The sequence below is a fragment of the Sinorhizobium sp. 22678 genome (genome assembly GCF_052044265.1).
Taxonomy (GTDB): Bacteria; Pseudomonadota; Alphaproteobacteria; order Rhizobiales; family Rhizobiaceae; genus Sinorhizobium; species Sinorhizobium meliloti_A.
Window position 1 is genome coordinate 285,793 of record NZ_JBQEMS010000003.1, and the last position, 25,964, is coordinate 311,756.

General features: G+C 62.8%; 26 protein-coding genes. 18 read left to right on the forward strand and 8 right to left on the reverse strand.

The features are described from left to right. Window positions 1-62: 62 nt before the first annotated feature. The 4 genes from ACTJKL_RS06860 (at window position 63) to ACTJKL_RS06875 (ending at window position 4,288) form a co-directional block, all read left to right on the forward strand. Window positions 63-893 (forward strand): pseudouridine synthase, encoded by an 831-nt coding sequence (locus ACTJKL_RS06860; RefSeq protein ID WP_440852516.1) that lies wholly within the window; start codon window positions 63-65, stop codon window positions 891-893. A 232-nt stretch (window positions 894-1,125) separates the two neighbouring features. Then, on the forward strand, window positions 1,126-2,103 hold the full coding sequence (locus ACTJKL_RS06865) for a tripartite tricarboxylate transporter substrate binding protein BugD (RefSeq protein ID WP_100671028.1): 978 nt from the start codon (window positions 1,126-1,128) through the stop codon (window positions 2,101-2,103). A 205-nt stretch (window positions 2,104-2,308) separates the two neighbouring features. Further along, window positions 2,309-2,770: a tripartite tricarboxylate transporter TctB family protein gene (locus tag ACTJKL_RS06870; protein WP_100671026.1), complete on the forward strand. Its 462-nt coding sequence runs from the start codon at window positions 2,309-2,311 to the stop codon at window positions 2,768-2,770. A gap of 12 nt (window positions 2,771-2,782) precedes the next feature. Then, the gene (locus ACTJKL_RS06875; protein ID WP_100671024.1) at window positions 2,783-4,288 is read left to right on the forward strand and encodes a tripartite tricarboxylate transporter permease; all 1,506 of its coding nucleotides are present in this window, start codon (window positions 2,783-2,785) and stop codon (window positions 4,286-4,288) included. A 45-nt stretch (window positions 4,289-4,333) separates the two neighbouring features. Here ACTJKL_RS06875 and ACTJKL_RS06880 read toward each other — a convergent pair whose 3' ends face one another. Continuing rightward, entirely contained in the window at window positions 4,334-5,308 is a 975-nt protein-coding gene (locus ACTJKL_RS06880; RefSeq protein WP_100671022.1) for a C45 family peptidase, read from the reverse strand. 294 nt (window positions 5,309-5,602) lie between these two features. Here ACTJKL_RS06880 and ACTJKL_RS06885 point away from each other — a divergent pair, with 294 nt between their 5' ends. The 4 genes from ACTJKL_RS06885 (at window position 5,603) to ACTJKL_RS06900 (ending at window position 7,741) form a co-directional block, all read left to right on the forward strand. After that, window positions 5,603-5,851: a type II toxin-antitoxin system Phd/YefM family antitoxin gene (locus ACTJKL_RS06885; RefSeq protein WP_324764430.1), complete on the forward strand. Its 249-nt coding sequence runs from the start codon at window positions 5,603-5,605 to the stop codon at window positions 5,849-5,851. Beyond that, window positions 5,838-6,320, forward strand: a complete 483-nt coding sequence (locus ACTJKL_RS06890) for a type II toxin-antitoxin system VapC family toxin (RefSeq protein ID WP_440852517.1) — start codon at window positions 5,838-5,840, stop codon at window positions 6,318-6,320. The genes ACTJKL_RS06885 and ACTJKL_RS06890 overlap by 14 nt, the downstream gene beginning before the upstream one ends. 90 nt (window positions 6,321-6,410) lie before the next feature. Continuing rightward, window positions 6,411-6,884, forward strand: coding sequence for a carboxymuconolactone decarboxylase family protein (locus ACTJKL_RS06895; RefSeq protein WP_440852518.1), 474 nt, complete (start codon window positions 6,411-6,413; stop codon window positions 6,882-6,884). Then, window positions 6,884-7,741 (forward strand): sigma-70 family RNA polymerase sigma factor, encoded by an 858-nt coding sequence (locus ACTJKL_RS06900; RefSeq protein WP_100671016.1) that lies wholly within the window; start codon window positions 6,884-6,886, stop codon window positions 7,739-7,741. Before ACTJKL_RS06895 ends, ACTJKL_RS06900 begins: the two co-directional genes overlap by 1 nt. Window positions 7,742-7,765: 24 nt before the next feature. On the opposite strand, the gene aztD is transcribed toward ACTJKL_RS06900, so the two are convergent. Further along, on the reverse strand, window positions 7,766-9,001 hold the full coding sequence (gene aztD / locus ACTJKL_RS06905; protein WP_100671014.1) for a zinc metallochaperone AztD: 1,236 nt from the start codon (window positions 8,999-9,001) through the stop codon (window positions 7,766-7,768). A gap of 233 nt (window positions 9,002-9,234) precedes the next feature. After that, a complete protein-coding gene (locus tag ACTJKL_RS06910) occupies window positions 9,235-9,897 on the reverse strand; it encodes a TetR/AcrR family transcriptional regulator (RefSeq protein WP_100671012.1) in 663 nt (220 codons plus the stop codon). A gap of 296 nt (window positions 9,898-10,193) precedes the next feature. Here ACTJKL_RS06910 and ACTJKL_RS06915 point away from each other — a divergent pair, with 296 nt between their 5' ends. The 5 genes from ACTJKL_RS06915 to ACTJKL_RS06935 all read left to right on the forward strand — a co-directional run bounded on the left by ACTJKL_RS06915 (window position 10,194) and on the right by ACTJKL_RS06935 (window position 14,910). Continuing rightward, window positions 10,194-10,757: a TRAP transporter small permease gene (locus ACTJKL_RS06915; protein ID WP_275599560.1), complete on the forward strand. Its 564-nt coding sequence runs from the start codon at window positions 10,194-10,196 to the stop codon at window positions 10,755-10,757. Window positions 10,758-10,767: 10 nt separating this feature from the next. Continuing rightward, window positions 10,768-12,048, forward strand: coding sequence for a TRAP transporter large permease subunit (locus tag ACTJKL_RS06920; RefSeq protein ID WP_440852519.1), 1,281 nt, complete (start codon window positions 10,768-10,770; stop codon window positions 12,046-12,048). Window positions 12,049-12,108: 60 nt separating this feature from the next. Further along, on the forward strand, window positions 12,109-13,125 hold the full coding sequence (locus ACTJKL_RS06925; RefSeq protein WP_018096027.1) for a TRAP transporter substrate-binding protein: 1,017 nt from the start codon (window positions 12,109-12,111) through the stop codon (window positions 13,123-13,125). A gap of 81 nt (window positions 13,126-13,206) precedes the next feature. Beyond that, window positions 13,207-14,067, forward strand: a complete 861-nt coding sequence (locus ACTJKL_RS06930) for a shikimate dehydrogenase (protein WP_411926454.1) — start codon at window positions 13,207-13,209, stop codon at window positions 14,065-14,067. Between the two features lie 183 nt (window positions 14,068-14,250). Next, window positions 14,251-14,910, forward strand: coding sequence for an RNA polymerase sigma factor (locus ACTJKL_RS06935; protein WP_440852520.1), 660 nt, complete (start codon window positions 14,251-14,253; stop codon window positions 14,908-14,910). Here ACTJKL_RS06935 and ACTJKL_RS06940 read toward each other — a convergent pair. Then, window positions 14,811-16,235 carry an aminotransferase-like domain-containing protein gene (locus tag ACTJKL_RS06940; protein ID WP_440852521.1) on the reverse strand — a complete coding sequence of 475 codons (1,425 nt, stop codon included), beginning with the start codon at window positions 16,233-16,235 and terminating at the stop codon, window positions 14,811-14,813. The genes ACTJKL_RS06935 and ACTJKL_RS06940 overlap by 100 nt on opposite strands. Before the next feature lie 81 nt (window positions 16,236-16,316). Between ACTJKL_RS06940 and ACTJKL_RS06945 the strand changes: the two genes are divergently transcribed. Beyond that, window positions 16,317-17,177 carry a DMT family transporter gene (locus tag ACTJKL_RS06945; RefSeq protein ID WP_440852522.1) on the forward strand — a complete coding sequence of 287 codons (861 nt, stop codon included), beginning with the start codon at window positions 16,317-16,319 and terminating at the stop codon, window positions 17,175-17,177. A gap of 189 nt (window positions 17,178-17,366) precedes the next feature. Next, window positions 17,367-17,897 carry a hypothetical protein gene (locus ACTJKL_RS06950; protein ID WP_100671597.1) on the forward strand — a complete coding sequence of 177 codons (531 nt, stop codon included), beginning with the start codon at window positions 17,367-17,369 and terminating at the stop codon, window positions 17,895-17,897. Between the two features lie 23 nt (window positions 17,898-17,920). On the opposite strand, the gene ACTJKL_RS06955 is transcribed toward ACTJKL_RS06950, so the two are convergent. Then, a complete protein-coding gene (locus ACTJKL_RS06955; RefSeq protein ID WP_440852523.1) occupies window positions 17,921-19,078 on the reverse strand; it encodes an RHE_PE00001 family protein in 1,158 nt (385 codons plus the stop codon). 378 nt (window positions 19,079-19,456) lie between these two features. On the opposite strand from ACTJKL_RS06955, the gene ACTJKL_RS06960 reads away from it, so the two are divergent. Then, window positions 19,457-20,296, forward strand: coding sequence for a glycosyl transferase (locus ACTJKL_RS06960; RefSeq protein ID WP_440852524.1), 840 nt, complete (start codon window positions 19,457-19,459; stop codon window positions 20,294-20,296). Between the two features lie 461 nt (window positions 20,297-20,757). On the opposite strand, the gene repC is transcribed toward ACTJKL_RS06960, so the two are convergent. The 3 genes from repC to repA all read right to left on the reverse strand — a co-directional run bounded on the left by repC (window position 20,758) and on the right by repA (window position 24,425). Next, window positions 20,758-22,068 (reverse strand): plasmid replication protein RepC, encoded by a 1,311-nt coding sequence (repC, locus tag ACTJKL_RS06965; RefSeq protein WP_440852525.1) that lies wholly within the window; start codon window positions 22,066-22,068, stop codon window positions 20,758-20,760. 155 nt (window positions 22,069-22,223) lie between these two features. After that, window positions 22,224-23,228 carry a plasmid partitioning protein RepB gene (gene repB / locus ACTJKL_RS06970; RefSeq protein ID WP_440852526.1) on the reverse strand — a complete coding sequence of 335 codons (1,005 nt, stop codon included), beginning with the start codon at window positions 23,226-23,228 and terminating at the stop codon, window positions 22,224-22,226. A 3-nt stretch (window positions 23,229-23,231) separates the two neighbouring features. After that, a complete protein-coding gene (gene repA / locus ACTJKL_RS06975; protein ID WP_375341903.1) occupies window positions 23,232-24,425 on the reverse strand; it encodes a plasmid partitioning protein RepA in 1,194 nt (397 codons plus the stop codon). A gap of 370 nt (window positions 24,426-24,795) precedes the next feature. On the opposite strand from repA, the gene ACTJKL_RS06980 reads away from it, so the two are divergent. Further along, window positions 24,796-24,984 (forward strand): hypothetical protein, encoded by a 189-nt coding sequence (locus ACTJKL_RS06980; RefSeq protein ID WP_440852527.1) that lies wholly within the window; start codon window positions 24,796-24,798, stop codon window positions 24,982-24,984. A gap of 168 nt (window positions 24,985-25,152) precedes the next feature. Then, on the forward strand, window positions 25,153-25,860 hold the full coding sequence (gene hutC / locus ACTJKL_RS06985; protein ID WP_440852605.1) for a histidine utilization transcriptional repressor HutC: 708 nt from the start codon (window positions 25,153-25,155) through the stop codon (window positions 25,858-25,860). Window positions 25,861-25,964: the final 104 nt, after the last annotated feature.

Genomic DNA, 25,964 nt, shown 5'->3' on the forward strand with positions numbered 1-25,964 from the left:
CGCGCCACCATCGAAAAGGGCGCCGATACCTCTGCCGGATCTCTGGCCTCGCACCGCCATTTATGTCAGAGGAGGCACGATCCAACAGCGCGGAGGCGGATAAGGTGAAACAGCGCCACCCTACGGCGAAAAGGCGGATCGGAGGCGCGAAAGCCGGCGAACTGCCCGGCAAGCGGGTGACGCTCGCCCGGGCGCTCTCCAAGCTCGGCTACTGCTCGAGGACGCAGGCCGAAAAGCTGATCGCCGAGGGGCGTGTCAGCGTCGCCGGCCGGAAGATCACGGATCTCTCCCACTGGGTCGATATCGAAGCGGACAGGATCGCCGTCGACGGAACCGTCATCGCCGCGCAAGCCAGAGTCTATCTCATGCTGAACAAGCCGCGCGGCCTCGTGACCACCCGCGACGATCCCGAGGGCCGGCCGACTGTCTTCAGCTGCCTCGACAATGTCGACGTTCCGTCCCTCTCGCCGGTCGGCAGGCTCGACAAGGCCAGCGAGGGGCTTCTGCTCTTCACCAACGACACGGTGCTGGCGCAGCGTCTGCTCGATCCGGAGACCCATCTCGGCAAGATATACCATGTTCAGTTGCGCGGCATTTTCGGCGAGGCCATGGCCGCACGGATGCTGGAAGGCGTTACGGAGGGTGGCGAACTGCTGCGCGCCGTGCGGGTCGAACTCCTGAAAAGCGGAGACAGGAACAGTTGGATCGAGGTGGAGCTTGACGAAGGACGCAACCGTCAGATCCGCCGCATGCTCGACACGCTCGGCTTCGAGTGCCTGCGTCTCCTTCGCGTCTCGATCGGCGACATAAGCCTCGGCGACCTGCCGAAGGGAGCAAGCCGGCCGCTGACGGAGGCGGAGATAGTTTATCTCAGACACCGCACCGGGCTCTGACGAGGGCTTTCCCCGGCTTGCCGGCGCGACAAGCCCGATGTCCCGAAGTCCACCCATCGACAGGCGCTTTTGTTTCCAAATCCACCCATTTGACGCGCCTATCCGCGGTAAATGCATGAAACGGCGTCGGGCAGCGGTTGTCTGTGCTAAAATCCGGCCTGCTAATGGGTGAACCCAGAACCGGCGGGAGGAACCATGCCGGCTGGTCGATAATTTCATCCGGGAGGAAAAGATGAAAATCCTTAACGCGCTTCTGGGCGCAGCCGCCGCCGTTTCCCTTTTTGCCGCTTCGGCGAACGCCCAAACCTATCCGGAGCGCACGATCACCATGGTGGTGCCGTTCTCGGCCGGCGGCCCGACCGATACGGTGGCCCGCCTCGTCGCCGAGTCCATGTCGAAGGATCTCGGCCAGCAGATCATCGTCGAGAATGTCGGCGGCGCCGGCGGGACGCTCGGTGCCGGCCGCGTCGCTCAGGCCGATCCGGACGGCTACACGCTGCTTCTGCATCACATCGGCATGGCCACCAGCGCGACGCTCTATCGCAAGCTCGCCTATGACACGCTGAATGCCTTCGAATATGTCGGCCTCGTCACCGAAGTTCCGATGACCATCGTTGCCCGCAAGGATTTCGAGCCGACCGACCTCAAGGGCCTGATCGAACACGTCAAGGCGAACAAGGACACGGTGACGGTCGCCAATGCCGGCATCGGCGCGGCGTCGCATCTTTGCGGCATGATGTTCATGAGCGCGATCGAAACGCCGCTGACGACCGTGCCCTACAAAGGGACCGGCCCGGCGATGACCGACCTGCTCGGCGGCCAGGTCGACATCATGTGCGACCAGACGACGAACACGACGAAGCAGATCCAGGGCGGCACGATCAAGGCCTATGCAGTGACCTCGCCGCAGCGCCTCAAGATCTTCCCCGATCTGCCGACCGCCGAGGAAGCGGGCCTTGCCGGCTTCCAGGTCGGCATCTGGCACGGCATCTATGCGCCGAAGGGCACGCCGGCCGAAGTCACCGACCGCCTCTCCAAGTCGCTGCAGAAGGCACTCAAGGACGAGAACGTGGTTGCCCGCTTCGGCGAACTCGGCACCGAGCCGTCGAGCGAAGCCGACGCAACCCCAGCGGCGCTGAAGGCCAAGCTCGAAAGCGAGATCGCCCGCTGGAAGCCGGTGATCGAGGCCGCCGGCCAGTACGCCGACTGATCGCGCGTCAGGCCTTCAATCCGTGCGGGCGCCTAGCGAGAATGCGCCCGCACCGGCGTTGACAGCTGTCAACAGGCGATGCCTCGGCTTCCCACTTTCGGGCGACATGCATCAGCCAGCAGAACATGCGAAGATATTCGCCAAAAACCGGTGCGGCACGCTCCTCGGAAAAGGGATCGGCACTCACGGAAATAATGGGGAAACGATGAAATCCATCTCTTTCGACACGACCAACGCGCTGTGCGGCGGCATTCTGACGGCCGTCGGGCTGTTCTTCGCCTGGCAGTCGCTCGGGCTCGAGCTCGGCACCGCCTTCCGCATGGGCCCGGGCTATTTCCCGCTGGTTCTCTCCGCCGTGCTGATCCTGCTCGGTCTGATCATCCTGGTGCAATCGGCGCGCGTTCACGGCGAGCCGATGGGGCCGATCGCCATCCGCGGCATCGTCTTCATCCTTCCGGCGCCGATCTTCTTCGGGCTGACCGTGCGCGGCCTCGGCTTCGTCCCCTCACTCTTCTTCACGGCGCTGATCGCCTGTTTCGCCTCCAGCCGGATGAAGCCGCTCTGGGCGATCGCTCTCTCGCTTGCCTTGACCATCTTTTCGGTCGGCGTCTTCAGCTACGGCCTCAACCTGCCATTCGAGCGGTTCGGCCCGTGGACCCGGTTCTAGGAGTCGGCGACGATGGAACTCTTCAGCAATCTTGCCCTCGGCTTTGCCACAGCCGCCTCGCCGGCGAACCTGCTCTTCTGTCTGATCGGCGTACTCCTCGGAACCCTGATCGGCGTGCTGCCCGGCATCGGCGCCACTGCGACCATCGCCATGCTGCTGCCGATCACCTTCCAGCTTGAGCCGGTCTCTTCGCTGATCATGCTCGCCGGCATCTATTACGGCGCTCAATATGGCGGATCGACCACCGCGATCCTGATCAACATGCCCGGCGAATCCTCTTCTGCCGTCACCGCCATCGACGGCTATCAGATGGCGCGCAAGGGCCGCGCCGGCACAGCGCTCGCAATCGCGGCGCTCGGCTCGTTCTTCGCCGGCACGGTCTCGACATTCCTGGTCGCGCTCTTCGCGCCGCCTTTGACGGAGATCGCGCTCGAGTTCGGCGCGGCGGAATATTTCTCGCTGATGATCGTCGGCCTCGTCTCCTCGGTCGCGCTTGCGCACGGATCGGTCATCAAGGCGCTTGCCATGGTGGCGCTCGGCCTGCTTCTCGGCCTCGTGGGCACGGATATCTATACCGGCACGCCGCGCTTCACCCTCGGCATCCGGGAATATTCGGACGGCCTCAATTTCGTGGCGCTGGCGGTCGGCGTCTTCGGTATCGCCGAAATCCTCCGCAATCTCGAAAGCGAGAAGACGCGCGAAGTGCTGATGGCGAAGGTCACCGATCTGATGCCGACGCGCGAGGACTTTAGGCAGATGGTCGCTCCGGTCCTGCGCGGCACGGCCATCGGCTCGGCGCTCGGCGTATTGCCCGGCGGCGGCGCGATCCTCGCCGCCTTCGCCTCCTACACGGTGGAGAAGCGCCTCTCCGACCGGCCGGAGGAATTCGGCCGCGGCGCGGTCGCGGGTGTCGCCGGACCTGAAAGCGCCAACAATGCCGGCGCGCAAACCTCGTTCATTCCATTGCTCACCCTCGGCATTCCGGCAAATCCGGTGATGGCGCTTATGATCGGTGCGATGATCATCCAGGGCATCGTACCCGGCCCGAACGTGGCGGTGGAGCAGCCGGCGCTTTTCTGGGGCATCATCGCCTCGATGTGGATCGGCAACCTGATGCTGGTGGTCCTGAACCTGCCCTTGATCGGTCTCTGGGTGAAGCTCCTGAAGATCCCCTATTTCGTGCTCTTCCCGATCATCATGGCCTTCTGCTCGATCGGGGTCTACAGCGTCAACTCCAATGTCTACGACCTCTACGCCGTCGCCTTCTTCGGCCTTGTCGGCTACCTGCTCCTGAAGCTGCGCTGCGAACCGGCGCCGCTGCTCCTCGGCTTCGTGCTCGGCCCCCTGCTCGAGGAAAACCTCAGGCGCGCAATGATCCTCTCGCGCGGCGACCCGACGACCTTCGTCACCCGGCCGATCAGTGCGACCCTGCTCCTCATTGCCTTCGCCGTGCTCGTCGTCGTCTTCCTGCCGAGCATCAAGAAAAAGCGCGAGCAGGTCTTCGTCGAGGAGGATTGAACCGGATCGGTCTGGTGCACCGGGCGCATGGCCCCATGCGCCCCCTCACTGACCGGGAAATCGATCGGTGAAGGTGTGCGTGTATTCGCCTGTCTGGAAATCTTCGAAACGCTGAGACCAGCGTTTCCCCGGCCAGATATAGTCTACTCTGCCTTTTGCAGGTCGATAGACGGCTGTGTAGAGGGTGGGATGGGGGCCGCTCACGGAATAAAGCGGCGGCCGAAGGAAGCCATCCGTCAGCTTCTCCAGCGACATGGAAGGATCCTCTAGTGCTTGCAGAATAAATTGCTGTCGAGCCACCGAGAATGATGACGGTCGTGCCGCCCGCTGATGATTTGCGCATGCCTTCAGGCGCGTAATGATCGGGCGCTGGCCCGGCCCGAGGAACAGAGTGGCATAATTGCCGGCACTATCCAGTACGGTGACGTTCTGCGCGAGCGCCACAGGTATTCGGCATAGAGCTTTGACAGCCTGCTCGACCTGGTGACAGGTCTCCAGCACGTAGCGGATCACGAGGATGATCGAGAACCCTCTGCCCTGAGAACGTCCGCCCCCAAGAGTAACACTTGCGACCAGTCCTTCCTCATTCATCCCGTCCACGCAGCCTCCCCAAGGGCGTTGCGCCTTCGCGATCACCTTCATCCCGGACCACCGGGTCATTTCGAAACGATCGGAGGCCACACTCGGCGGATAGTCGAAATTGCGGATCAGTGCCGGGCCCCCTTCCCCGAGCCAGACAGATTGACTGCAGCCGTAAGCATCCGGCGCGGGTCGAAAGTGACTGAGCATCCGATGAGCAACCTCATCATCTCCAACGAGAGCGCAGGCGTGCTCATAGTGAGGAACGAGTTCCGGCATGTACTGCCGTAAGGCCTCGCGACATTCTTTGACGCTCGGACCCGATGCTCGTCGGGCCCGCCCGAAATACCAGCTCTCCGCCTCGGCTCGACCGGCGGCAAACCGCGAAAGCCAAGCTTCCCCAGGCCGTTCCTCTTGCGCCGCGACGAAGGTCTTCTCCATAGCCCGAGGAGTATAAGGACGGAGTGAGCGGCTTTGCAACGCAGCCTTGTTGCCCGCTTTCCGCCCGCGGGGACATCCAGCGAAGCACCGGCGACGGCTCTTCCGCGTCGCCTATGGCACCCCGCTCGGCGGCCGCGATCGCACCTGTGTTATCCTCTCGGTCATCAGGATCGCGGTTGCCGCCCTCGTCGTCGTCTTCCCGCCGCGGGGCCGAGCCCGAGATCGAGCCTTGAATTCCTCCGCCCGCAGGCGCATTCATGTAGTCACATGTGACTACATGCCTGGGATGAAACCATGTCGACCGTGAGTCTTAAAGATGCCAAGGCCCGCCTGTCGGCCTATGTAGACGAGGCGATCGCCGGCGAGTTCGTAACGATCACCCGCCACGGAAAGCCCGTCGCAGCGCTGGTTCCGCTTGCGGCAGCGGAGATTGCACGCAAGGCCCTAAACAGGATCCGGCCCAGCCTGACCTCGCATCTGCAGAAGTTCCCCGGCGGTGAGTTCGAACGCAACAGTTCACCATCCCGGGATGTCGATCTGTAAGCGGTTATCCCTCAACACGACCGTCATTTCGATGTTCTCGCCGTCCAAACCGACAGTGCCGGAGGGTTTTATCCGCTGGCTGGAGGCGGCCGATGCGGAAGGCACGAGATTCCTCTCCGTGTTGACAGTTCACGAAATCGAAAAGGGCGTCGCCCTGCTCGAGCGGATGGGAGCCACGGCGAGAGGAGCAAGTCTTCGGCTCTGGCTTTCCGGCCTTGTGTCGACCTACGACGACAGGATCCTGTCGATAGACACGACCGTTTCCACAAGATCGGGCCAACTGGGAGCAATCGCAGTGGCGGCCGGTCACAGTCCCGGCATGGCCGATGCGCTGATTGCCGGCACCGCGAAAGTCCATGACCTGGTCGTGGTCACTAGGAATCCGAAGCACTTCGACCCCTTCGGGATCGGCGTGATGGCTCCCGGGGCGGCCGATCCGAGGAATTCCGGCGGTTCGCTGGAACAGTAAAAGTTGATCCACGCAAAAAAATTCGCATCGATGTCACACCGGCGAACTCTGTCTCGTCATGGTGTCGGAACCAACAAAAGGAGACCGACCATGACTGCCAGACTTGATCCCTTTGCCGCCGCCCCTTCGCTGATGAAGAGCTGGTTCAGCATCTCGACCACGATCGCTTCGAGCCTCGAGTCGAGCCTTATCGAGCTCGTCAAGATCCGCGCTTCGCAGATCAACGGTTGCGCAAACTGCATCAACATGCATACGACGGAGGCGCGTGCCAAGGGCGAGAGCGAGCAGCGGATTTACCTGCTCTCGGCATGGCGCGAGGCGCCGTGCTATACCGACCGCGAGCGCGCTGCGCTCGCCTGGACGGAAGCTTTGACGCGGCTGTCGGAGGGCCACACTCACGTCGCCGCCTATGAGGCGCTGAATGCCGAGTTCACGCAGGAGGAGCAGGTGAAGCTCACGCTCATGATCAATGTCATCAACGGGTGGAACCGCCTCGCCGTGGGCTTCGGCCTGTGGGTCGAACCGGCAGCCGCAAAGACAATCGCCGAGAAGGCGGTCGCCTGATGACACAGGCTACGCAAGCGGATGCGGCAGCGAGTTTCGACCCGCTGCGTCCAAAGCTGATGCGCGTCGCCTATCGCATGCTCGGCTCGGTTGCCGACGCCGAGGATATGGTGCAGGAGGCCTTCATCCGCTGGATGGGGGCCGACCGCGCCGCGGTGCGCGAACCGGAGGCCTTCCTGCGCCGCACCGTCACCCGGCTCTGCCTCGATCAGCTAAAATCGGCTCGGCGCCAGCGCGAGACCTATGTGGGGCCTTGGCTTCCCGATCCCGTCGTGGAGGAGGAGGAAGAGGAAGACGTCACATTGCCGCTGATGCTGGCGCTGGAGCGGTTGTCCCCTCTCGAGCGGGCAGCGTTCCTGTTGCACGACGTGTTCGGGCTAGGTTTCGAGGAGGTCGCGGCGACCATCCAGCGCGACGCCGCCGCCTGCCGGCAGCTTGCCGCCCGCGCACGCTCGCATGTCCGGGAGGCAAGGCCTCGCTTTCACGTCGAGAAGGAGCGCGGCCTCCAGCTTGCGGAGGCCTTCTTCAAGGCCTCGCGTAGCGGGGACATGAACGCGTTCGGCGCGATGCTCGCGGCCGATGTCAGCATCCATGCGGACGGCGGCGGCAAGCGCTCGGCAGCGATCATGCCGATCGTCGGCTTTGATGCCGTTATGAAGGTCCATGAGAAGCTGGCTGCGCTTTTTCGGGCGAACGGCTCGAAACTGCTGCGCATCGGTTTCGTCAACGGGCTGCCCGGCTTCATCACGATGGAAGCCGACGGCGAAATCCAGACCACCGCCCTCGACATCGAGGGCGGCAAAATCGCTGCGATTTATGTCGTAAGGAACCCCGACAAGCTGAGGCACCTGCACTGAGCCCGACGTGAAAGCCGCTCGAAATTAGTGCGAGGCGCCCGAACCGCCGACGGCGACGATCGCAAAGGGCTGACCTTCGATGGGGATCGTGCGGGTCTCCTTGAGAGTCTCTGCATCGGTCACCCGGAGGAGAGCGTGTCGCGGGTCGGTGATCACGATCTGGCCGTCGGCTGCCGCCAGGCGCGGGCGCGGATCACGCCAATGGCCGTCCTTGCTGTATGGCTCGGTGACCCTGCCCTTGCGGAGGATTTCCCCCTTGATCACGTCCAGCACATGAAGGTCGCCGTCTTCCGTCAGAATGTAGGCATTGGCCGGCATTGCAGGATCCAGGAGGAAGTCGACACGCCGAGTCGGCAGCGTGATCAGCCGATACGGTTCGCTGCTGTCGGGATCGATGAGCACGACTTTATCGTCGCCGTAATTGCCGAGGAAAAACTGCATCGCCTTGCCTCCGAGCAGGGTGCCGGTGTGACCCTTCGGGAAATCCGAGGGGTAGGGAAGCATTGTGAGCTTCGGCCCGTCGATACCGCCGGGGCGGGCGACGAGCACCCCTTCCTTGCAGCCGAAGGCGACGAGACGGGCTGATGTGGCCTCGCCATGCAGGTCGGTGCATTTGCTGATCTCGCCGATCTGCCCGCCCTTCTCGTCGATCACACGCACGCCGACGCGCGGCGGCAGTTCGTCCGGCTTCGGCTCGATTTCCGTGTCCGGCACCGAGACGAGGACGTGGCGCCCCATGCTCACGGCGACACCATGGTGCGGCCTGGTCGTATCGATCGTCCTGACCTGCGCCTTGCCTTCGAGAAGTGCGGCTTCATCGACGATGTCCGCCTTGCCGCCGCGATCGTAGAAAATGATCGCGTGATCGTCATGCGGCACCACATGGGCGGGGCGCTTGCCCTCGAGCGCCACCGGAAGAAGCGCCACATCGGAGACTTCCAGATCGCGATGCTCCCCATGATCCGAGAACCCGATGCCGGTCTTGATGACGTGTACGATGTCTTCTTCCGACTGCGCGGCGAAGACCGTCTGACCGGATGCGCTGACCGTCAGGGCTGCATATCCCTTGGTGTCGTAGCGGCCCAATTCGTTGCCGTCCGAAAAGTCGATGGCGCGTACCACCGGCTGCGTGTGATCGGCGACGAACAGGCGCCACGCCTCCTTCGTCTCATGATCATCCGCGCGTGCGCCGGGTGCGGCCAGGACGAAAGCGGTCGCCACTGCTGCCATCAGGCGGGCCCGGGTGAGAGACAATATCATGGGGGTCCTTTCTTTGTGTTGAAACAGTTTTCGTCCGCGCAATCCGTCGGCACGGCCGGGCTATCGAAAAGTCCTCGCGCAGCGGATCTTCCCGAAGTCGCTATGTTATTACATTACTCGATAGCGACGTAATAACATTACCGAAGCCATGCCTGTCAATCCCGAGAACGTTACAAGCGAATGCTTTTCGCCCTCGCTCCCCTGCTGGTCGCAGAAATGAAAACGGAGAGGATCTAGCGAAGCGCCGCGCTGGGCTCGTCGCCCTTCAGATAGCTCACCACGGCATCGGCGATCATCGTGCGATGCCGCGCGATCGTCTCGGGCTCCGACAGGTCCCGACGGAAGATCGTGCCGAAGGTGTAGCGGTTCGACACGCGGAAGAAGCAGAAGGCGCTGATCAGCATGTGCACGTCGATCGGGTCGGCCTTGCGGCGGAAGGTCCCGTCGCCAAGGCCGCGCTCGATGATCGCGTCGATCATCTGGATCACCGAGACGTTGAGGTCGCGGATCGCATCAGAGCGCAGCATGTGCGCGGCGCGATGAATGTTTTCGATGCTGACCAGACGGACGAAGTCCGGATTGGCCTCGTCATGGTCGAAGGTGGTCGCGATCAGCGTGCGAAGTGCCTCTTCCGGAGGCAGGTTCGCAAGCTCCAGGTCGGCCTCCAGCGTGCGGATCTTGCGATAGGACCGCTCGAGGACGGCGAGATACAGCGCTTCCTTGCTGCCGAAGTAATAATAGATCATCCGCTTCGACGTGCGGGTGCGCTCGGCGATCTGATCGACGCGCGCGCCTGCGAGGCCATGGGTGGAGAACTCCTCCGTCGCGACTTCGAGGATGTCGTCCTGCGTCCGCTGCGGATCGTTCTTCCTGCCGTTTGCCTGCCGCTCCGCCATTTTCACCGCTGCTCCCCCGCTCTCCCTCAAGCCGTTTACCGATCCAATTTGCCGAAGCAAGGCGGCGGTCGAACCACGGACCTCCCGAACGATGGATCAAGACATATCACCTTGCCGAACCCTTTCAACCTCGCGGGATTGATTTTCCGAACTAGTTAGTACATTTTGCAACGAGACATGCCGAACGCCACGAAGGAGCGTGGTGGAGGGCTCCGGGCGACCGCCTGGTTGGGAGGAGAAGCCTGCGACAGGTCTGCGCCTTGGGCTGTCGCTCGCCTGTCGCTTGGGAGGAGCGGATGAGCCGCATCATCGATTTCTATTTCTTCGCGTTGAAGGTGACGATCGCGCTGCTGCTTGCCGGCATGGTCGTTCTCGTCTTCGGCAATGTTGTGCTGCGCTATGCCTTCAACCAGGGAATAACGGTGTCGGAGGAGCTGTCGCGGATGTTTTTCGTCTGGCTCACCTTTCTCGGCGCCGTGGTCGCCATGCGCGAGCACGGCCATCTCGGCGTCGACTCGCTCATCAAGCGCCTGCCGCCGCGCGCCGCGAAGGCGGCCGTGCTCTGCGGCCACGCGCTGATGCTCTTTGCAATCTGGCTGGTGATCAGCGGCAGTTGGACCCAGACGTTGATCAACCTCCATGTCGGCGCGCCGGCGACCGGCATCTCCATGGCCTTCTTCTACGGTGCGGGCCTCGCCTTCGGCATTCCGGCCTTCCTGATCCTGCTCGCCGATGCCTTCGCGATCGCGACCGGCCGCATCGACGTGACCACGACCGATCTCGTACGCGACAGCGAGGACGAAGCAGCACTCGACGACCTTTCTGCCCCCGCACTCGGTCCGCTTTCGGCGAAGCATTGAGGAGGCGGCGATGACCGTATCCATCTTCCTCGGCGCCCTTCTCGGACCTATGGCTCTCGGCGTGCCGATCGCCTTCGCCCTCATCCTGAGCGGCGTGGCGCTGATGCTCTATCTCGGCCTCTTCGACGCCCAGATCGTGGCGCAGAACGTGCTGAACGGTGCCGACAGCTTCCCGCTGATGGCCGTTCCCTTCTTCCTGCTTGCCGGCGAGGTCATGAATACGGGCGGCCTCTCCCGCCGCATCGTCGCACTGGCCATGGCCATGGTCGGCCATATCCGCGGCGGGCTCGGCTTCGTCGCGATCTTCGCGGCCTGCATTCTCTCCAGTCTTTCCGGTTCGGCGGTCGCCGATGCGGCCGCACTCGGCGCGCTGCTTCTGCCGATGATGCTGAAAAGCGGCCACGACCCGGCGCGTGCCGGCGGGCTCATCGCCTCCGCCTCGATAATCGGCCCGATCATACCGCCCTCGATCGGCTTCATCCTATTCGGCGTGGTCGGCGGCGTCTCCATCACCAAACTCTTCCTCGCCGGCATATTCCCGGGACTGATGATCGCCGCGGCGCTTTCGATCACCTGGCTGATCGTCGCCCGCAAGGAGCAATTCGACCTGCCGCCGCGGCAGAGCGGCAGGCTGCGGCTCAGGGCCTTCGTCAACAGCCTCTGGGCGCTTTTCCTGCCCGTCATCATCATCGTCGGTCTGAAGTTCGGCGTCTTCACGCCGACGGAGGCGGGTGTCATCGCCGCCGTCTATTCGCTCTTCGTTTCGATGGTCGTCTATCGCGAACTGGCGCCGGCGCAACTCTTCCACGTCTTCGTCTCGGCCGCCAAGATCAGCGCCGTGGTGATGTTCCTCGTCGCCTGCGCGGCGGTTTCGGCCTGGCTGATCACCGTTGCCGACGTTCCCGGCGCGCTCGCCGCACTCCTCGAGCCCCTGATGGGCAACCAGACGGCTCTGCTTATCGCGATCATGGTGTTGATCGTGATCGTCGGCACCGCGATGGACATGACGCCGACAATCCTGATCATGACGCCGGTGCTGATGCCGGTCATCAAACAGGCGGGCATCGATCCGGTCTATTTCGGCGTGCTCTTCATCATCAACAACTCGATCGGCCTGATCACCCCTCCGGTCGGCACCGTCCTGAACGTCATCTGCGGCGTGTCGAAGCTTTCGATGGAGAATCTCATGAAGGGCGTGATGCCCTTCCTCTTCGCGGAACTGATCGTTCTTTTCCTGCTCGTCCTGTTCCCTGAACTGGTGACCGTTCCGGTCTCCTGGTTCGGGCGCTGACGCGCGATTTTCGACTGTCAACAAGGCCGGCACGATACCGGCCCAACCTGGGAGGAAAACATGTTCGACAGACTGACCAAAATGGCACTGGGCCTAGCCGTGCCACTGGCACTCATGACGGCGGGGCCGGCACTGGCAGAAATCCGCGATCAAACGGTCAAATTCGCCTCGGCGAACAACAAGGGTCATCCGCAGGTGACCGGCATGGAGAAATTCGCCGAGCTCGTGAAGGAGAAGAGCGGCGGCAAAATCGAGGTGAAGCTCTTCCCGGGCGGGACGCTCGGCGGTGACGTGCAGACCGTTTCGGCGCTGCAGGGCGGCGTCATCGAGATGACGGTACTGAACGCCGGCATTCTGGCGAGCAACGTCAAGGAGTTCGGCGCGGTCGACCTCCCCTTCCTGTTCGACAGCGGCGAGGAGGCGGACAAGGTGATGGACGGTCCCTTCGGTACCGGCCTGATGGAACGCCTGCCCGACACCGGGCTCGTAGGCCTCGCCTATTGGGAGCTCGGTTTCCGCAACCTGACCAACAACCGGCATCCGGTGACCAAGCTCGAAGACATCAAGGGCCTGAAGATCCGCACCATTCAGTCGCCGATCCCGGTCGAGCTTTTCAACGCGCTCGGCGCCAATGCGGTGCCGCTCCCCTATACCGAGCTCTATACCGCGCTCGAGACGGGAACGGTCGACGGCCAGGAGAATCCCTCCGCCAACATCATCAACGCAAAATTCTACGAGGTGCAGAAGTACATGACGCTCACCCGTCATCAGTACAATCCGCAGATCGTGCTCGTCAGCAAGAAGTTCTGGGACGGCCTCAATGACGAGGAGAAGGCCGTACTGCAACAGGCAGCCGTCGAAGCGCGCGACTTCCAGCGCAAGGTCTCGCGCGAGCAGGATGCCGCAGCACTCGAAGAGATCCGCAAGACGGGGATGGAGGTCAGCGAACTGAGCCCCGAGGAAACGCAGAAACTGCGCGATGCCGTCAAGCCGATGATCGAGAAGTTCAGTGCCGATATCGGCCAGGAGACGGTCGAGGCGCTCTTCAAGGAAATCGGCACCGCCCGCGGCCAGTGATCGTCATGCCGGTCCGCCCGCAACCGGACGGGCCGGCGCGCCGTGGCCGCAGCCGAAAACGAAACAACCGGAACCCGACGCATGACCGAAACGCTTGTAAAATCCTTGAAGGCGGGCCTGATCGGCGCGGGTATCCAGGCTTCGCTGACGCCGGCGATGCACATGGCGGAAGGTGCGGCGCAGGGCATTCGCTACGATTATGAGCTGATCGATCTCAACGTGCTGGGGGCGAGCGAGAAGGACCTGCCGCGCCTGCTCGCCGACGCCGAGCGGCGGGGGGTTGCCGGGCTCAATATCACCCATCCCTGCAAGCAGGCGGTCATTCCCTATCTCGACGAGCTCGCCCCCGAGGCACGGCAACTCGGCGCCGTCAACACGGTGGTCCTCAGAAGCGGACGGCGCTACGGCCACAATACGGACTGGTGGGGTTTTGCCGAAGGCTTCCGGCGCGGCCTGCCGGATGCCGACCTCTCCTGCGCTGTCCAGCTCGGCGCCGGCGGAGCAGGCGTCGCCACGGCCTATGCCGCGCTCTCGCTCGGCTTGCAGCGGCTGGTCGTGTTCGACCGCGAGGCCGGCCGCGCGCAGGCGCTTGCCCGGATGCTCTCCCCTCTCTTTCCGAAAGCCGAGGTGGCGGCCGGCACCGATCTCCCCTCGGAAATGGGAAATGCCGCCGGCCTCATCCACGCGACGCCGACCGGCATGGCGAAATATCCCGGATTGCCGCTCGACGCGGAGCTTCTTTCGCGAAGCCATTGGGTCGCCGAGATCGTCTATTTTCCGCTGGAAACGGCGCTTCTCGGGGAGGCCCGGCGGCGTGGCTGCAAAACGCTCGACGGCGGCGGCATGGCGGTGTTCCAGGCGGTCGGCGCGTTTCGGCTGTTCACCGGGCTCGAACCCGACGCGGCGCGGATGCTCGGCCACTTCAGGGCGATGACCGCCTGAAGGCGCCCGGTCACACAGGTTTCATTTGACGACCGGCTTGTGTAGCGTGTCATTCAAGGAGGCACGGGGCAAGGGGCGGTTGTGATGGGGCTTACATTCTGGTTATCGGCGGCGGCGTTCGCCGTCAAGTTCAGCATAGACGAGCAATTTCTGAGCCTCCTCCGCAGGGGAGACCAGAAGGCGATGAGTGAGCTGATTGCACGGCACCACGGTGCTTTGGTCAGGCTGGCGGACAGCATCGTCAGGAACCGGGCCGTCGCGGAGGAAGTGGCCCAGGAAACCTGGCTCGCCGTCATCGCCAACCTGGGGTCCTTCGAAGGCAGATCGGCCCTTTCCACCTGGATCATTTCCATCCTCCTGAACAAGGCGAAGAACCACGCGAAGCGCGAGAGCCGCTATGCCGCATTGGGACAGGGGGAAGACCCGGGGCGGGATCCGGAGCAGACGCTGCGCAGCCGATTCGACGAAAGCGGCCATTGGAGCGAGGCGCCGGTCTCCTTCGATGGTCTCACGCCGGAGCGGATCGTCGCCGGGCGCCACCTCTGGGAGCATGTGCGGCAGATGATCGATCGCTTGCCGCCAGCCCAGAAGGCGGTCCTGGTGATGCGCGACGTCGAAGGGGCAGACGCTGCGGAAACCTGCCGCCTCCTGGACCTTACTCCCGAGAACCAGCGGACCCTTTTGCATCGGGCACGTACGCGCATCCGCGACGAGATCGAGACGCAGCCTGGAATGATCGTGATCTACGCAGCGGTCAGGAGTGCTGCAAGCTCGCGAAAAAGCCGCTCGTCTTCCGACTGGGCGACATTGAAGCGCAAAAAGCCGCTGGCCGTCTGCGTATGACTGAAGACATTGCCCGGTGCGAGCACGATGCCTCTGGCGAGCGCTTGCCTCGCGAGCTTGGCGGCATCGATGCCATCGGGCAGCCGGCACCAGAGGAACATGCCCGCCTGCGGCTCGATCCAGGGCGTGATGCCGATCCGGGCGAGTCTTCGGGCAGTCTCGGCCATCGCCCCTGCCAGGCGCTGACGCACCGTCTCCATGTGCTTGCGATAGCTGCCGTCTTTCAGGAGCGTCAGCACCAGTTCGGAGGAGAAGCCGGCGGCGCCGAAGCACGTGGCGATCTTGAGGTCGGTCAACGCCTCCACCCATCCGCGAGGCGCCACGATGAACCCGCAGCGCACCGCCGCCGAAAGCGTTTTCGAGAAGCTGCCTATGTGCACCACCCTTTCGAGCCCGTCGAAAGCCGCAAGGCGCGGCGCCGGCGTCTCTTCGAAATCGGCGAAGATATCGTCCTCGATGATCGTCAGCCCGGCCTGCTCCGCAAGCTTGAGCAGACGATGGCCGACGAGCGGCGACAGCATTGCGCCGGTCGGGTTGTGAATGGCGGAATTGGTGATGTAGAGCCGCGGTTTGTGTTCTGCGAGCGCTTCGGCGAAGCGGCCGATGTCCGGCCCGCCGGGCGTATAGGGAACACCGACGATTTTTGCCTGATGCGCCCTGAGGAGTGCGTGGAAATTGAAATAACACGGATCGTCGACGAGCACTGCATCCCCCGGCTTCAGCAGGAAACGGCAAAGCAGATCGATCGCCTGCGTGCCGGATTCGGTGAGCAATATCTGATCGGGCGACGCCTCTATGCCGTGCTGCGCCACGCGCCGTGCCAGAAGCTGACGCAGCGGCAGCAATCCGAGTGGCGAACCATAGTCGACGAGCGTGGCGGCGCCGCCGCGGGCGATGCCCCGCAACGCCCGCCGTAGTCCTTCCTCCGGCATCCAGTGCGGCGGCAGCCAGCCGCAGCCGGGCCTGAGTACCCCCTCCCCCGGCTCAAGGGCCTGGCGCGAGATCCACAGGGGATCGACGGCCCGGTCCAGGCGCGGGCCGATCTCGGCAAGCGTGAGCGGCGCGAGCGGCGCCGCTACGAAGAAGCCCGAGCCCGGCCGCGAGCGGATCACACCTTCGGCCTGAAGGCGCTCATAGGCCTCGACCACCGTGGACTTGGAGACTTTCATCGTCAAAGCGAAGGAACGGATGGATGGGAGCCTCGCGCCGGGCGTCAAACTCCGCGCCGCTATCCGGTGCTTCACCGTGCCCATCACCCTGGCGATCAGGCTTTCGCCAGCGGCACTCGTCGCTTTCAGCTGCATCCGTACTGGGCCTTTCTCCATGACAGTTCTTCTCAACTGTACCCTACTGTCTCTGGAACGGCCAGCGATCCAGCCCGATACCGGAGAAAAAGGAGCATAGGTATGAATAAGGCAGCGAACGGCTGGATGAGCGGTTTGATCGGCGTCGTGATCTTCAGCGGCTCGTTGCCGGCGACCCGCGTCGCAGTGATGGACTTCGACCCCATCTTCCTGACCGTGGCACGGGCGACGATCGCTGGAATTCTCGCCTTCTGCCTGCTCTTCGCGTTCCGAGAAAGACGGCCTGCCCGCGGAGACCTCGCATCGCTGGCCGTGATCTCGCTCGGCGTCGTCGTCGGTTTCCCGCTTCTGACGGCGCTTGCGCTGCGTCACGTGACCTCCGCCCATTCCATCGTCTTCATCGGCCTTCTGCCGCTTGCGACGGCGATTTTCGGCGTGCTTCGCGGCGGCGAGCGTCCACGCCCCACCTTCTGGGTGTTCTCCGGCCTCGGCAGCGCGATCGTCGTCGGCTTCGCGGCACGGCAGGGCTTTTCCGCCTCCCCGATCGGGGATCTCCTGATGCTCGCTGCCATCGTCGCGTGCGGGCTCGGTTACGCGGAGGGTGCGAAGCTGTCGCGCAGGCTCGGCGGCTGGCAGGTCATTTCCTGGGCCCTCGTCCTCTCCCTTCCGATCATGACGGCCCTGATGCTCGCCACCATGCCGTCGACTCTTGCGGGCCTGAGCGCCGCTTCCTGGCTCGGCTTCGGATACGTCTCCGTCTTCAGCATGCTCATCGGCTTCATCTTCTGGTATCGCGGTCTGGCGCTGGGAGGGATCGTGGCGGTCGGCCAGTTACAATTGCTGCAGCCCTTCTTCGGTCTTGCGCTGGCTTCGACATTGCTCGGCGAAACCGTCAGCTGGGGCATGCTTGCCGCGACGGTCGCCATCGTCGCCTGCGTCGCCGGCGCCAGAAAATTTGCCTGACCTCCGGCGAGCGTTCCTGGAGTCATCCGGCGTCTGCCCGCCGCGACCGATCGGTGATACTGTTGCGATAACGGCCCGCCGGAACCTTCGCAGCCATCCGCCGTTTCATTCGGACCGGTCGCTCAACGAGCGTCTGCGGAAGACCGCGTGCCTTTCCTCACTCCGCTCCAGAACGGGAGGCTTATGACGATGATGCGGCGGAAGATATCCCGGTTCGTGCTTGCGGGGCTCGTGCTCGTCGGGGGGATACTTCCCTTGGAGACGAGCGCTGCCCCGGCCGACGAGGCCGCCTTTCTCAATTCGCTGGAGGGCCGATGGACCGGCGGCGGCACGGTGCTGCTTCGCATCGACCGAGGACCGATCAATGTCTCGTGCAATTTCAGCTCGGATGCGACCGGTACCGCCCTCGCCATGAGAGGAACCTGCCGCGGTCTGCTCGTGGTGTCACGCTCGATCAGCGCGGATCTGCGATCCGACGGCGCCCGCTATACCGGCATCTATGTCGGCCCGAGAGGCGGGCGGTCCGCCTTGTCCGGGAGCCGCCGCGGCAACGCCATCAATCTCAGCGTCACCTGGGCAAGGGAAGTCAACGGCGATCGCAAGGCGACGCTCATCGTGCAGAAACGCGGCGAGAACGGAATGCGCCTCAGTACTGTCGACGTGGATCCGGCGACAGGAAAACGGGTGGTGACGAGCGAGCTCAACCTGCGGCGGAGCTGAAGCGGCCGTTTCCCCTCGCTCTTTCAGAGCACGCCCCAGCCGCGATAGCGCCCCCTGCCCGTCATTTCGCGCACCCCGAGTTCGCGCACAAGATTGAGGGCGCCGCGCGGCGTGACCCCGAGATGGCGCGCGATCAGAGGTGCGGAGACGATCGGTCGCGACAGAACGAGATCGATCAGGCCCGGGAGATTGCTGTTCGATCGGCGGTCTTTGATCCGCAATTCCATCTGCGTTCTGGCGAGCGACAGACGGTCGAGTTCCTTCATGCCGAGTTCGGCCGCCGCGGACATCGCCTCCAGAAAACCGGTGAGACGCGTCAGCCGGTCCTTTGAGCGTCGACGCTCGTGGCGGATCGTCTTCAAGCCCGTATTATAGGCAAGCACGTGCGAACCGACCTTGCCGCGAAATCGAAGATAGGCGCCGACCAGAAGCGAGCCGAGCCAGTGTTGCCGACGCAACGGCTCGATGCGCTCCCATGCATCGAAAAGAACGGCAGCCCCAAGCGCGGCGGGCAGTTGGTCGGCAACCGGCAGCACGGCGCGCCACGCGTCGAGCCGGGCGGCCTCATCCCAGTCGTCATCGAAGAGCAGGCCGAGTTGACCCGTCGGCTCTACTCTCGGCGACTGCGTTTCGATTGCGGGCTGTTCTGCCATGACCGCGCTTCCAGCATGAATGTCCAGCAGCCGCGCGGACCGGGCGATCGCCGCATCGATCTCGGCGAATGCATCGGAAAGGGAGCTGTCCATCGGACCGTCCGCCATGTCGGGCGCATCCGTTTCGTCCGGATCGTCCCGGAAAGCCGAAGTGTCGGGAGAGTCATGCCTGACGGCCGGACCCGCCTCGCCGCGCAACGCGCTCAGCCCGGGCGGCGACAAGGCCCAGTCGGCATCGGCCAAATCCAATCGTCGCCGCGCCCTCAGAACCGCGTGCGCGATGGTCAGCTCGTGCGACGGAGCGCGCGCGTCCATATGCGAATCGTGTAGAACCAGGTCCTCGACATGGACCAGTTCACCGGCGACCCAAAGGGCCGCCGCCGCGTCGAAAAACTGACCGCGCTCCCGAAAGCCCTCGGCGACGGCATGACGCCCTGCCCGCTCGTCGAGCCGGGCGAGCCCGTCTTCGGCGGCAATCAGGACCGGCAGCAGCGCCGGATCGAGCGGATCAGGGATCTCATATCTCATTTTGAAAGCAAAGCGTTGGCGGTGAAACGGAAGGTAACACGCGCCTTCGTTCCGGCACAGCTATTCGAAGGTTTTCCACCCCTATTGTGCTCCGCTCACATCTGTTCCCCGCACGCCGTCCACGAGGACGCTTGCGCGCCGGCGGCGTTGATCTTAAGACCGGCCTAAGACCAACCAACTTGATGGAGTTGACAGCTGTCAAGTCCGGGCCGGCATGGCGGAGCGCTCTTGATCTCGGGTCTCCCGACGCCTCCCCGGAACTCCAGGAGGTAACGGCTGTCTGCACAGCGGGAGGGTTCCGGACCGGAGCAAGTCGCCCCTCGGCAAAGCATCAGCTGTGCGGATGCGCCGTTAGACACAAGGAAAAGGCAAGCGTCTATGGTATCCGATGTTCTCGCCGCATCCGGCGGCGTCAAGCAGGTAATCTGTATAAATTGGGGAACGAAATACGGGGCGCCTTTCGTGAACCGCCTCTTCGCGATGGTCGCCCGCAACATCACGCCGCCTTTCACCTTCACCTGTTTTACCGACAATAGGGAAGGCCTTCGGTCGGAAATACTCTGCGAGGACCTTCCGCCGCTCGATGTCGAGATGCCGGTGAATACCAAGGGAATCTGGCCCAAGGCGCGCCTGTGGGGCCCGGAACTCGGCAGCCTCAAGGGACCGGTACTCTTTCTCGACCTCGATCTGGTGGTCGTCGGATCGCTCGACGCGTTTTTCGAGATCGGCGGTCCCAACGATATCGTGATGACCCGCAATCAGACGACGCCGCTTGAGCGTCTCGGGCAGACGTCGCTGTTCCGCTTCCCTGTCGGAAAGCTGGTCCCATTGCAGGAGAAGTTCCGCGCCGACCCGCAACAGGTGGCGGACGAATATGAATTCGAGCAACGCTTCGTGACGCGCAACGCGCCAGGAGGGGCGAAATTCTTCCCGCGGCGTTTCGTTCTGCATTTCCGCCAGGATTGTCGGCGGCCATTCCCCTTGAACTACTTCCTGCCGCCACAGCTGCCGGCGGATGCACGCGTGGTTATTTTTCCGCGCGGTCTGCTGCCGCAACATGCGATAGACGGGCAGTTCGGCTACAAGGGGCGGGTGGCGACGCCGATCGATCATATTCGCGGGCTCTTCTCTCCAGACAGAAGAGAAAGGAGCCCGTTCCGCTACCTCCGGCACTATATTCTCCCGAGCCCATGGGTCGCGGAACACTGGCGCGAGTGACGGCAAAGTTCGCATTGTTGACAGCTGTCAACTGGGGAAACGGCAGCAGGGATCGACACCTGCATATGGCCGGTTGCCATGCTTCCGAGTTGGTTGGCGCCCGCACGACGTTCACTCGACTGGAGAATAGGGGAGGTGGTTGGCCGCCGTCGCTGCGGTCACCAACCCTCGAAATAAGGCCGTCCGCGTGACGGAACCTATTGGCGATTTAGCTTCCGCATTGCCGATTTATCGCTTTGTTCGCCAATACCTTACGATAGAAGCAAAATTGTTAAAAAACAGACACCAAGGCGGTAAATCAAAAACGAATGCGAATCCCCAACTGAGGCGAGTTTCCCCTATCTGGAGCGTCAAGGCAACCGCGAGTGGTCCGCGTCGCAAGCCAGACCCAACCTTACGACAGACAAATCCTGCAGTGCGCTTGAGATCCCTGTCCTATGGGGTCCGCTGAGCGAGAGGCGTCAACCGGCAAGCGGCATGCTTGGCCCTCGCGCGCGCCTCAGTGCAGCGACCATCGGAGCAACCGAGAAAGACTGCCGCCGCGCTCTCGCGGTAAGAACCCGAAGATAGCCGCCGGGCGAACTTATGCAATCGGCTCTCTCCAGGATGCAGGCGATGACGCTCGCAGCATTTTCCTGGCCGAGAACCGTGCATGCATCGTCATAGGCATCCGTGCTCACGTTCAGCATGGTCCTGACGACGATTGCAGCGGTCAGCAGTTCCTTCCAGGTCGTTATCCGGCCCTGTGGTCCGTAATCGGTGATCTGCGGGCAAGCGGATAGGAGGACGGGCAGGGGAATTTCCCGGGCGAGGCGGGAGATCGGCAGAGATGGAGGCGCCGGTCTGACAGGGGTCTGCGCATCGACATCGGTCGAGACCTCCGAGAGCTTCGCCTTCGGCGTTACAGGATCCACGTTGCAGCTTCGGGCGCTTGCCGAAAATTTCCCCGACCTTTTTCCCAAGCCAGGTTCAGATTCAAATTGAGAGTCTGGATGTGAATTCTGTATGTGCTGCCCATTATGGCGATCATTGGCCTCCATTTTTTCCGAATTAAGTAGTTTTTCCAATTGATTGGACAGATCGGCGCGAATTTCCGCCATAGCGTCGTGCCGGGCCTCGACGTCGCTGACCGATGCCTTGCGCGAGAGAGGCGCGGACAATTCTTCATATCGCCGCTGCTGCTGCTCCCAGCCGGCTGGCACGCCTGATTCACGAAGGAGCTCGAGCAGCTTGGCGATGTCGCGCCGGCAGAGGCTCAGCCTTTCACGCATCTGACGGTGATACTGTTTGGCTGCGGCAAGTTCGGCAGCGGCGATTTTGAACTCATCGGCCCGGGCTACGAGTGGGGAGAGGTCGAATCCGAAAGCTTCGCCTACCGCACCATTGCGGCTCCTTCGAGCGTAACGCTTACCATTCGGGCTGTCGCGCCGCAGGATCAGACCCGATTCCACGAGGCATGCAAGATGCCGGCGGAGCGTGGTGCCCGCCATTCCGTGGGTTCGGAGCGAGAGCTGCGCATTGGAGGGGAAAACGACGAGGCCATTTTCACCCGAGAGCTCGGCTCCTGGATAGAAGCTTAAAAGGGCGTTCAACACCGCAAGCGAACGATCGGACACGCCGATCACCGTCTTCGCTTCACAGAGAGAACGAAACAATTTCCACTTGTCCACCGACCGGTCCGGTGGGACGTTGCCGGCGGCGATCTGACTTGCGAGCATGCCAAGCGTCATCGCCCGCCGCCCAAAGGGCGTCGTCACACTTCCACGTTCCATTTTCTTCACCTTTTCCAAGGCAAAAGAAATTCGTTCGCCGAAACGACGTCAAAAATGCTTGACACTGATTCGCGGAAATGGGATTCTCTAGTTGCTACACGAGAGAAGGGTTTCCGCAGCGCTAGTCGTTCGGAAGCCTTTTTCTTTTGCTCTGTTTAGTCTCCTGTTTCCCGTTGATATTCGAGGTAGAGCGCTTCAAGCCTCTTCCTCACGAATTCTGCAAAGCCCGGAGCCGCCTTCTTGCTGAAGGCCAGCGTCGTATCCGCATCCGTTTCACGAATTCGCACGGCGCGGCTCTTGTCCGGAGCAATCCAGGTTTCCGCCTTTGAGGGCTTCCTGGCGAGGCTCAGCAAGGCAAACAGCTTTTCGAAACGCTGATCGCTCTCCAGCGCCTTGAACTCGGGCGCATCGATGAAATCCAATGCCTTCGGACGCCAGTCATCACGGTCGATGAGATCGGCGAGTTCGATCCATCGCCTCCTGCCGAAACCCGGCGCGGCACCGATGGCTTCGATGATCTCCAGCGGCAATCGGCGGACGACGGCGATCATCTTGGAGAGCGCTGCCTTGTCGACCCCGAGGGCCGACATGATCGTGTCCCGCGAGAAGCCGCGATCTTCAAGACGCGATGCGAATAAGGCTCGCTCTATGAAGGAGAGGTCGGTGCGGGCGTTGTTTTCCTGCCCCTGGGAAATGACGAGCTGCTCGTCGTTCAGGTGCCGGATGACCGCCTTGACCTTGGTGCCGATCTCGCGCAAGGCCGCAAGCCGCCTGTGGCCGTAGGCGACCTGATATCGGCCGCTCTCCGCCGGATGCGGCCGCACGAGGATCGGAACCTGTTGTCCGTGGTCCCGGATCTGCTGAACCAGCATGGCCTGAACCTCCGGGGCGACACCCAGCCTATCGATGATGAAAGAGGAATCGATCAGCTCCGGGTCCAGTTCGACGATCGCGTGCCCCTCGGCAAGCTGGCGCTCCAATTCCTCCGCTCGTTCGACCTTCTGGGTGATGTTCGAAAGGGATCTGGTGATGCCGCCGACGAGGCCGTTGGAGCGCTGCGCGGGTGCAATACCCGCGATCGGACGACCGACGGCCGGACGCTCCCCGTCTCCGGAGGCGAGAGGGCTGTCGGAAATGCCGATCAGGTTCTTGCGGGCCATCGATTACTTCCTCCCCCAGACCCTGCGGATCATCTCTTCGATCTCTGCATTGACGAGCGAGAGCGAATCCATCGCCCGATCGTAGGTACCGCGTATGAATTGCGAGCGCTCCACCTCATAGAGCGTCTGCTTGGTCACGCCGGCGTCGGAAATCGCGGTCGATTTCACCATCGCGTTCTGCAGCATGCGGTTACCGAAGATCGCGCGCATGAAGCCGGTCATCTGACTCTGCGGTCCGTCGTTCGGCTCGAAACGCGTGACCAGATAGCGCATCCAGTCATAGCTGGTGCGCCCGCCGGCATTCTCGACAACGGCCATGAGCTCGCTCGTCATCGACAGGAACTGGGACATCGACATGACGTCGAGCATCTGCGGGTGCACGGTGATGAGCACGGAGGTCGCCGCGCAAAGCGCTGACATGGTCAGGAAGCCGAGCTGCGGCGGGCAGTCGATGACGACGATGTCGTAGAAGCTCTCGATCTCGGAAAGCACCTCGCCGATCCGCGCGAAGAACATGGTCTCGGTGGAGCCCGCGATCATCGCCTTCGGGGTCTCGTGCTCGAATTCCATGAGTTCGAGATTGCCCGGAATGAGGTGAAGATTGGCGGTATAGGTCGACCGAACCACCTCCGCGACCGGCCGGGGGGCCTCGTAGCGTATGGCGCCGTAGAGCGTCTCCCCTTCGCCGACGTCGAGTTCCGGCTGATGGCCGAAGAGGGCGGAGAGGGAGGCCTGCGGATCGAGATCGATCGCCAGGACCCGATAGCCGCGCAAGGCGAGATACTGCGCGAGGTGAGCGGATGTCGTCGTCTTGCCTGAACCGCCTTTGAAATTCATGACGGAGATGACTTGCAGCTTCTCGCCTGGTCGGCGATGCGGAATATATTTGCCGGTCTTGCTGCCTTCGTCGAGAACCCGGCGGATACGGTCGATGTCCTCCATCGCATACATGCGGCGGCCGTTTGACAGCGGCTGCGGGCCGTGGCCTTCTGAGGCGATCTGGCGCAGATAGCCTTCGCCGATTCCGATGAAGGCCGCTGCCTCTGCCGGACTGAAGAGCCGCATCGTCTTTTGCGCCGACGGAGAAAAGATCTTCTTCTGATGCTCCTGCAACTGGTGTGCGAGTTCCTGAGCGTCGGCAGACAAGAGCGACGGCAAATGCTCCTGCTCCTCAAGACTCTGGATTCTCTGTTGCAACATTCCTATTCTCCAAAAACTGCGCAAAATTCCCCGATGGGAGCTGATCTGCGCAGTTATACTATGCGCCGATTCGTTGCCATTTTACAAACGCTTAACAAAAAGCTCGGTTGTGCTGCCGGAGCGCTGCAGTTTTGTCATCCGGCAGTTCATTGGTTGTCCGCGGACAACTCGCCGGCAGCCCAGCCGGACCGATCCCGCCGACATTTGCGTTGGCGAAGCGTCGCGCAACCGAGCGGTCGCGCAAATCTCCTCCTGACGGTGCAACCCACACGGGGCCGCTATAGATCATAATTTTAGTAGACTATTGACAGCGGACCGGATTGTGACAGGATCGAGCGCGGCAGGTCGGATAAGAGAAGGATAAGGCATGTTCTATCTCGGCGGAATGACCCTCGGCTACCTCGTTCCACCTCGGCGCACCGGCGTGGCCCGCAAACCCGCGGCCAGCAAGGAGCCGGCGAACGACCGTCCCGACCGGGACAACGCGCCGTGTGACGGCGAAGTGGATCGGGAGTGGGCTCGAGCCTTCCTGGCGCCGTGGCACCTCTTCTATTGAAACGCCTCTGCCGCAAGTCCTTCTCTTGAAGCGACGATGCGTCGGGAAACATGCGGGAGGGCTGTCGTCTTGGCGCGAAATGGGTAAGGTACGGGGTCGTTTACGAGCGAGGGTCCCGCCATTTCCAGCAATCGTGCCTACACCGAAGAAAAACGTCAGGAACAGCCTCTGTCGCTGCATCAGAAAATTCTGAGCGAGGTCGAGGGCCACATTCTTTCCGGCGACTGGCCGCCGGGGTACCGCATTCCTTTCGAGCACGAACTCACGGAGCAATACGGCTGTTCGCGCATGACCGTGAACAAGGCCCTGAGCGAACTCGTGAAGCGGGGACTGATCGAACGGCGGCGCAAGTCCGGAAGCTATGTCAGCTTTCCGCAGGTCCAATCCGCGGTGATGGAGATTCACGACGTCAAGCGGGAGGTGCAGTCCCTCGGGCTCGACTACGCCTACAGTCTCGGCGAGCGAGCGGTGCGCAAGATGCGTGCCGGCGATGAGGGGCGCATCGATCTGCCTCTCTCGTCCCGGCTTCTCGATATCACCTGCCGCCATTTTGCCGGCGGCCGGGTTTTCTGCCTCGAGGAGCGGTTGATCAATCTTTCGGCGGTGCCGGAAGCCGAGACCGAGACCTTCGAGACCGCTGCCCCGGGCTCGTGGCTGCTCGGTAAGGTGCCCTGGAGCACCGCGGAGCATCGCATCAGGGCCGTAGCGGCGAGCCGCCCGACGGCCCAGGCGCTCGAAGTGGCGGTCGGCGCGGCCTGTCTCGTCATCGAGCGACGGACCTGGAGCGGCGGCGTACCGGTCACCAGCGTGCTGCTCACCTATCCCGGAGATCGCCACGAGCTCATCGCGGAGTTCGCGCCGAGCGCGCCCGCATAGACCGCGTCAATTCCTGCTAACGCGCAATTTTTGCAAGAAAAAGCACCAATCTCTGGCGCTTTGGCTCGTCGAAGGGCATCCTGTCTGCAGTGTCATCCTGGCAG

Coding starts and splice junctions, on each gene's coding strand:
- ACTJKL_RS06980 (WP_440852527.1), top strand. CDS start 24,796: ATGTTCTATCTCGGCGGAATGACCCTCGGCTACCTCGTTCCACCTCGG.
- ACTJKL_RS06890 (WP_440852517.1), top strand. CDS start 5,838: ATGTCGATCTGTAAGCGGTTATCCCTCAACACGACCGTCATTTCGATG.
- ACTJKL_RS06870 (WP_100671026.1), top strand. CDS start 2,309: ATGAAATCCATCTCTTTCGACACGACCAACGCGCTGTGCGGCGGCATT.
- ACTJKL_RS06935 (WP_440852520.1), top strand. CDS start 14,251: ATGAGTGAGCTGATTGCACGGCACCACGGTGCTTTGGTCAGGCTGGCG.
- ACTJKL_RS06945 (WP_440852522.1), top strand. CDS start 16,317: ATGAATAAGGCAGCGAACGGCTGGATGAGCGGTTTGATCGGCGTCGTG.
- ACTJKL_RS06930 (WP_411926454.1), top strand. CDS start 13,207: ATGACCGAAACGCTTGTAAAATCCTTGAAGGCGGGCCTGATCGGCGCG.
- ACTJKL_RS06895 (WP_440852518.1), top strand. CDS start 6,411: ATGACTGCCAGACTTGATCCCTTTGCCGCCGCCCCTTCGCTGATGAAG.
- ACTJKL_RS06925 (WP_018096027.1), top strand. CDS start 12,109: ATGTTCGACAGACTGACCAAAATGGCACTGGGCCTAGCCGTGCCACTG.
- aztD (WP_100671014.1), bottom strand. CDS start 9,001: ATGATATTGTCTCTCACCCGGGCCCGCCTGATGGCAGCAGTGGCGACC.
- ACTJKL_RS06920 (WP_440852519.1), top strand. CDS start 10,768: ATGACCGTATCCATCTTCCTCGGCGCCCTTCTCGGACCTATGGCTCTC.
- repB (WP_440852526.1), bottom strand. CDS start 23,228: ATGGCCCGCAAGAACCTGATCGGCATTTCCGACAGCCCTCTCGCCTCC.
- ACTJKL_RS06960 (WP_440852524.1), top strand. CDS start 19,457: ATGGTATCCGATGTTCTCGCCGCATCCGGCGGCGTCAAGCAGGTAATC.
- ACTJKL_RS06900 (WP_100671016.1), top strand. CDS start 6,884: ATGACACAGGCTACGCAAGCGGATGCGGCAGCGAGTTTCGACCCGCTG.
- ACTJKL_RS06910 (WP_100671012.1), bottom strand. CDS start 9,897: ATGGCGGAGCGGCAGGCAAACGGCAGGAAGAACGATCCGCAGCGGACG.
- ACTJKL_RS06875 (WP_100671024.1), top strand. CDS start 2,783: ATGGAACTCTTCAGCAATCTTGCCCTCGGCTTTGCCACAGCCGCCTCG.
- ACTJKL_RS06885 (WP_324764430.1), top strand. CDS start 5,603: ATGTCGACCGTGAGTCTTAAAGATGCCAAGGCCCGCCTGTCGGCCTAT.
- ACTJKL_RS06915 (WP_275599560.1), top strand. CDS start 10,194: ATGAGCCGCATCATCGATTTCTATTTCTTCGCGTTGAAGGTGACGATC.
- ACTJKL_RS06950 (WP_100671597.1), top strand. CDS start 17,367: ATGATGCGGCGGAAGATATCCCGGTTCGTGCTTGCGGGGCTCGTGCTC.
- ACTJKL_RS06955 (WP_440852523.1), bottom strand. CDS start 19,078: ATGAGATATGAGATCCCTGATCCGCTCGATCCGGCGCTGCTGCCGGTC.
- ACTJKL_RS06860 (WP_440852516.1), top strand. CDS start 63: ATGTCAGAGGAGGCACGATCCAACAGCGCGGAGGCGGATAAGGTGAAA.
- ACTJKL_RS06880 (WP_100671022.1), bottom strand. CDS start 5,308: ATGGAGAAGACCTTCGTCGCGGCGCAAGAGGAACGGCCTGGGGAAGCT.
- repC (WP_440852525.1), bottom strand. CDS start 22,068: ATGGAACGTGGAAGTGTGACGACGCCCTTTGGGCGGCGGGCGATGACG.
- ACTJKL_RS06865 (WP_100671028.1), top strand. CDS start 1,126: ATGAAAATCCTTAACGCGCTTCTGGGCGCAGCCGCCGCCGTTTCCCTT.
- ACTJKL_RS06940 (WP_440852521.1), bottom strand. CDS start 16,235: ATGGAGAAAGGCCCAGTACGGATGCAGCTGAAAGCGACGAGTGCCGCT.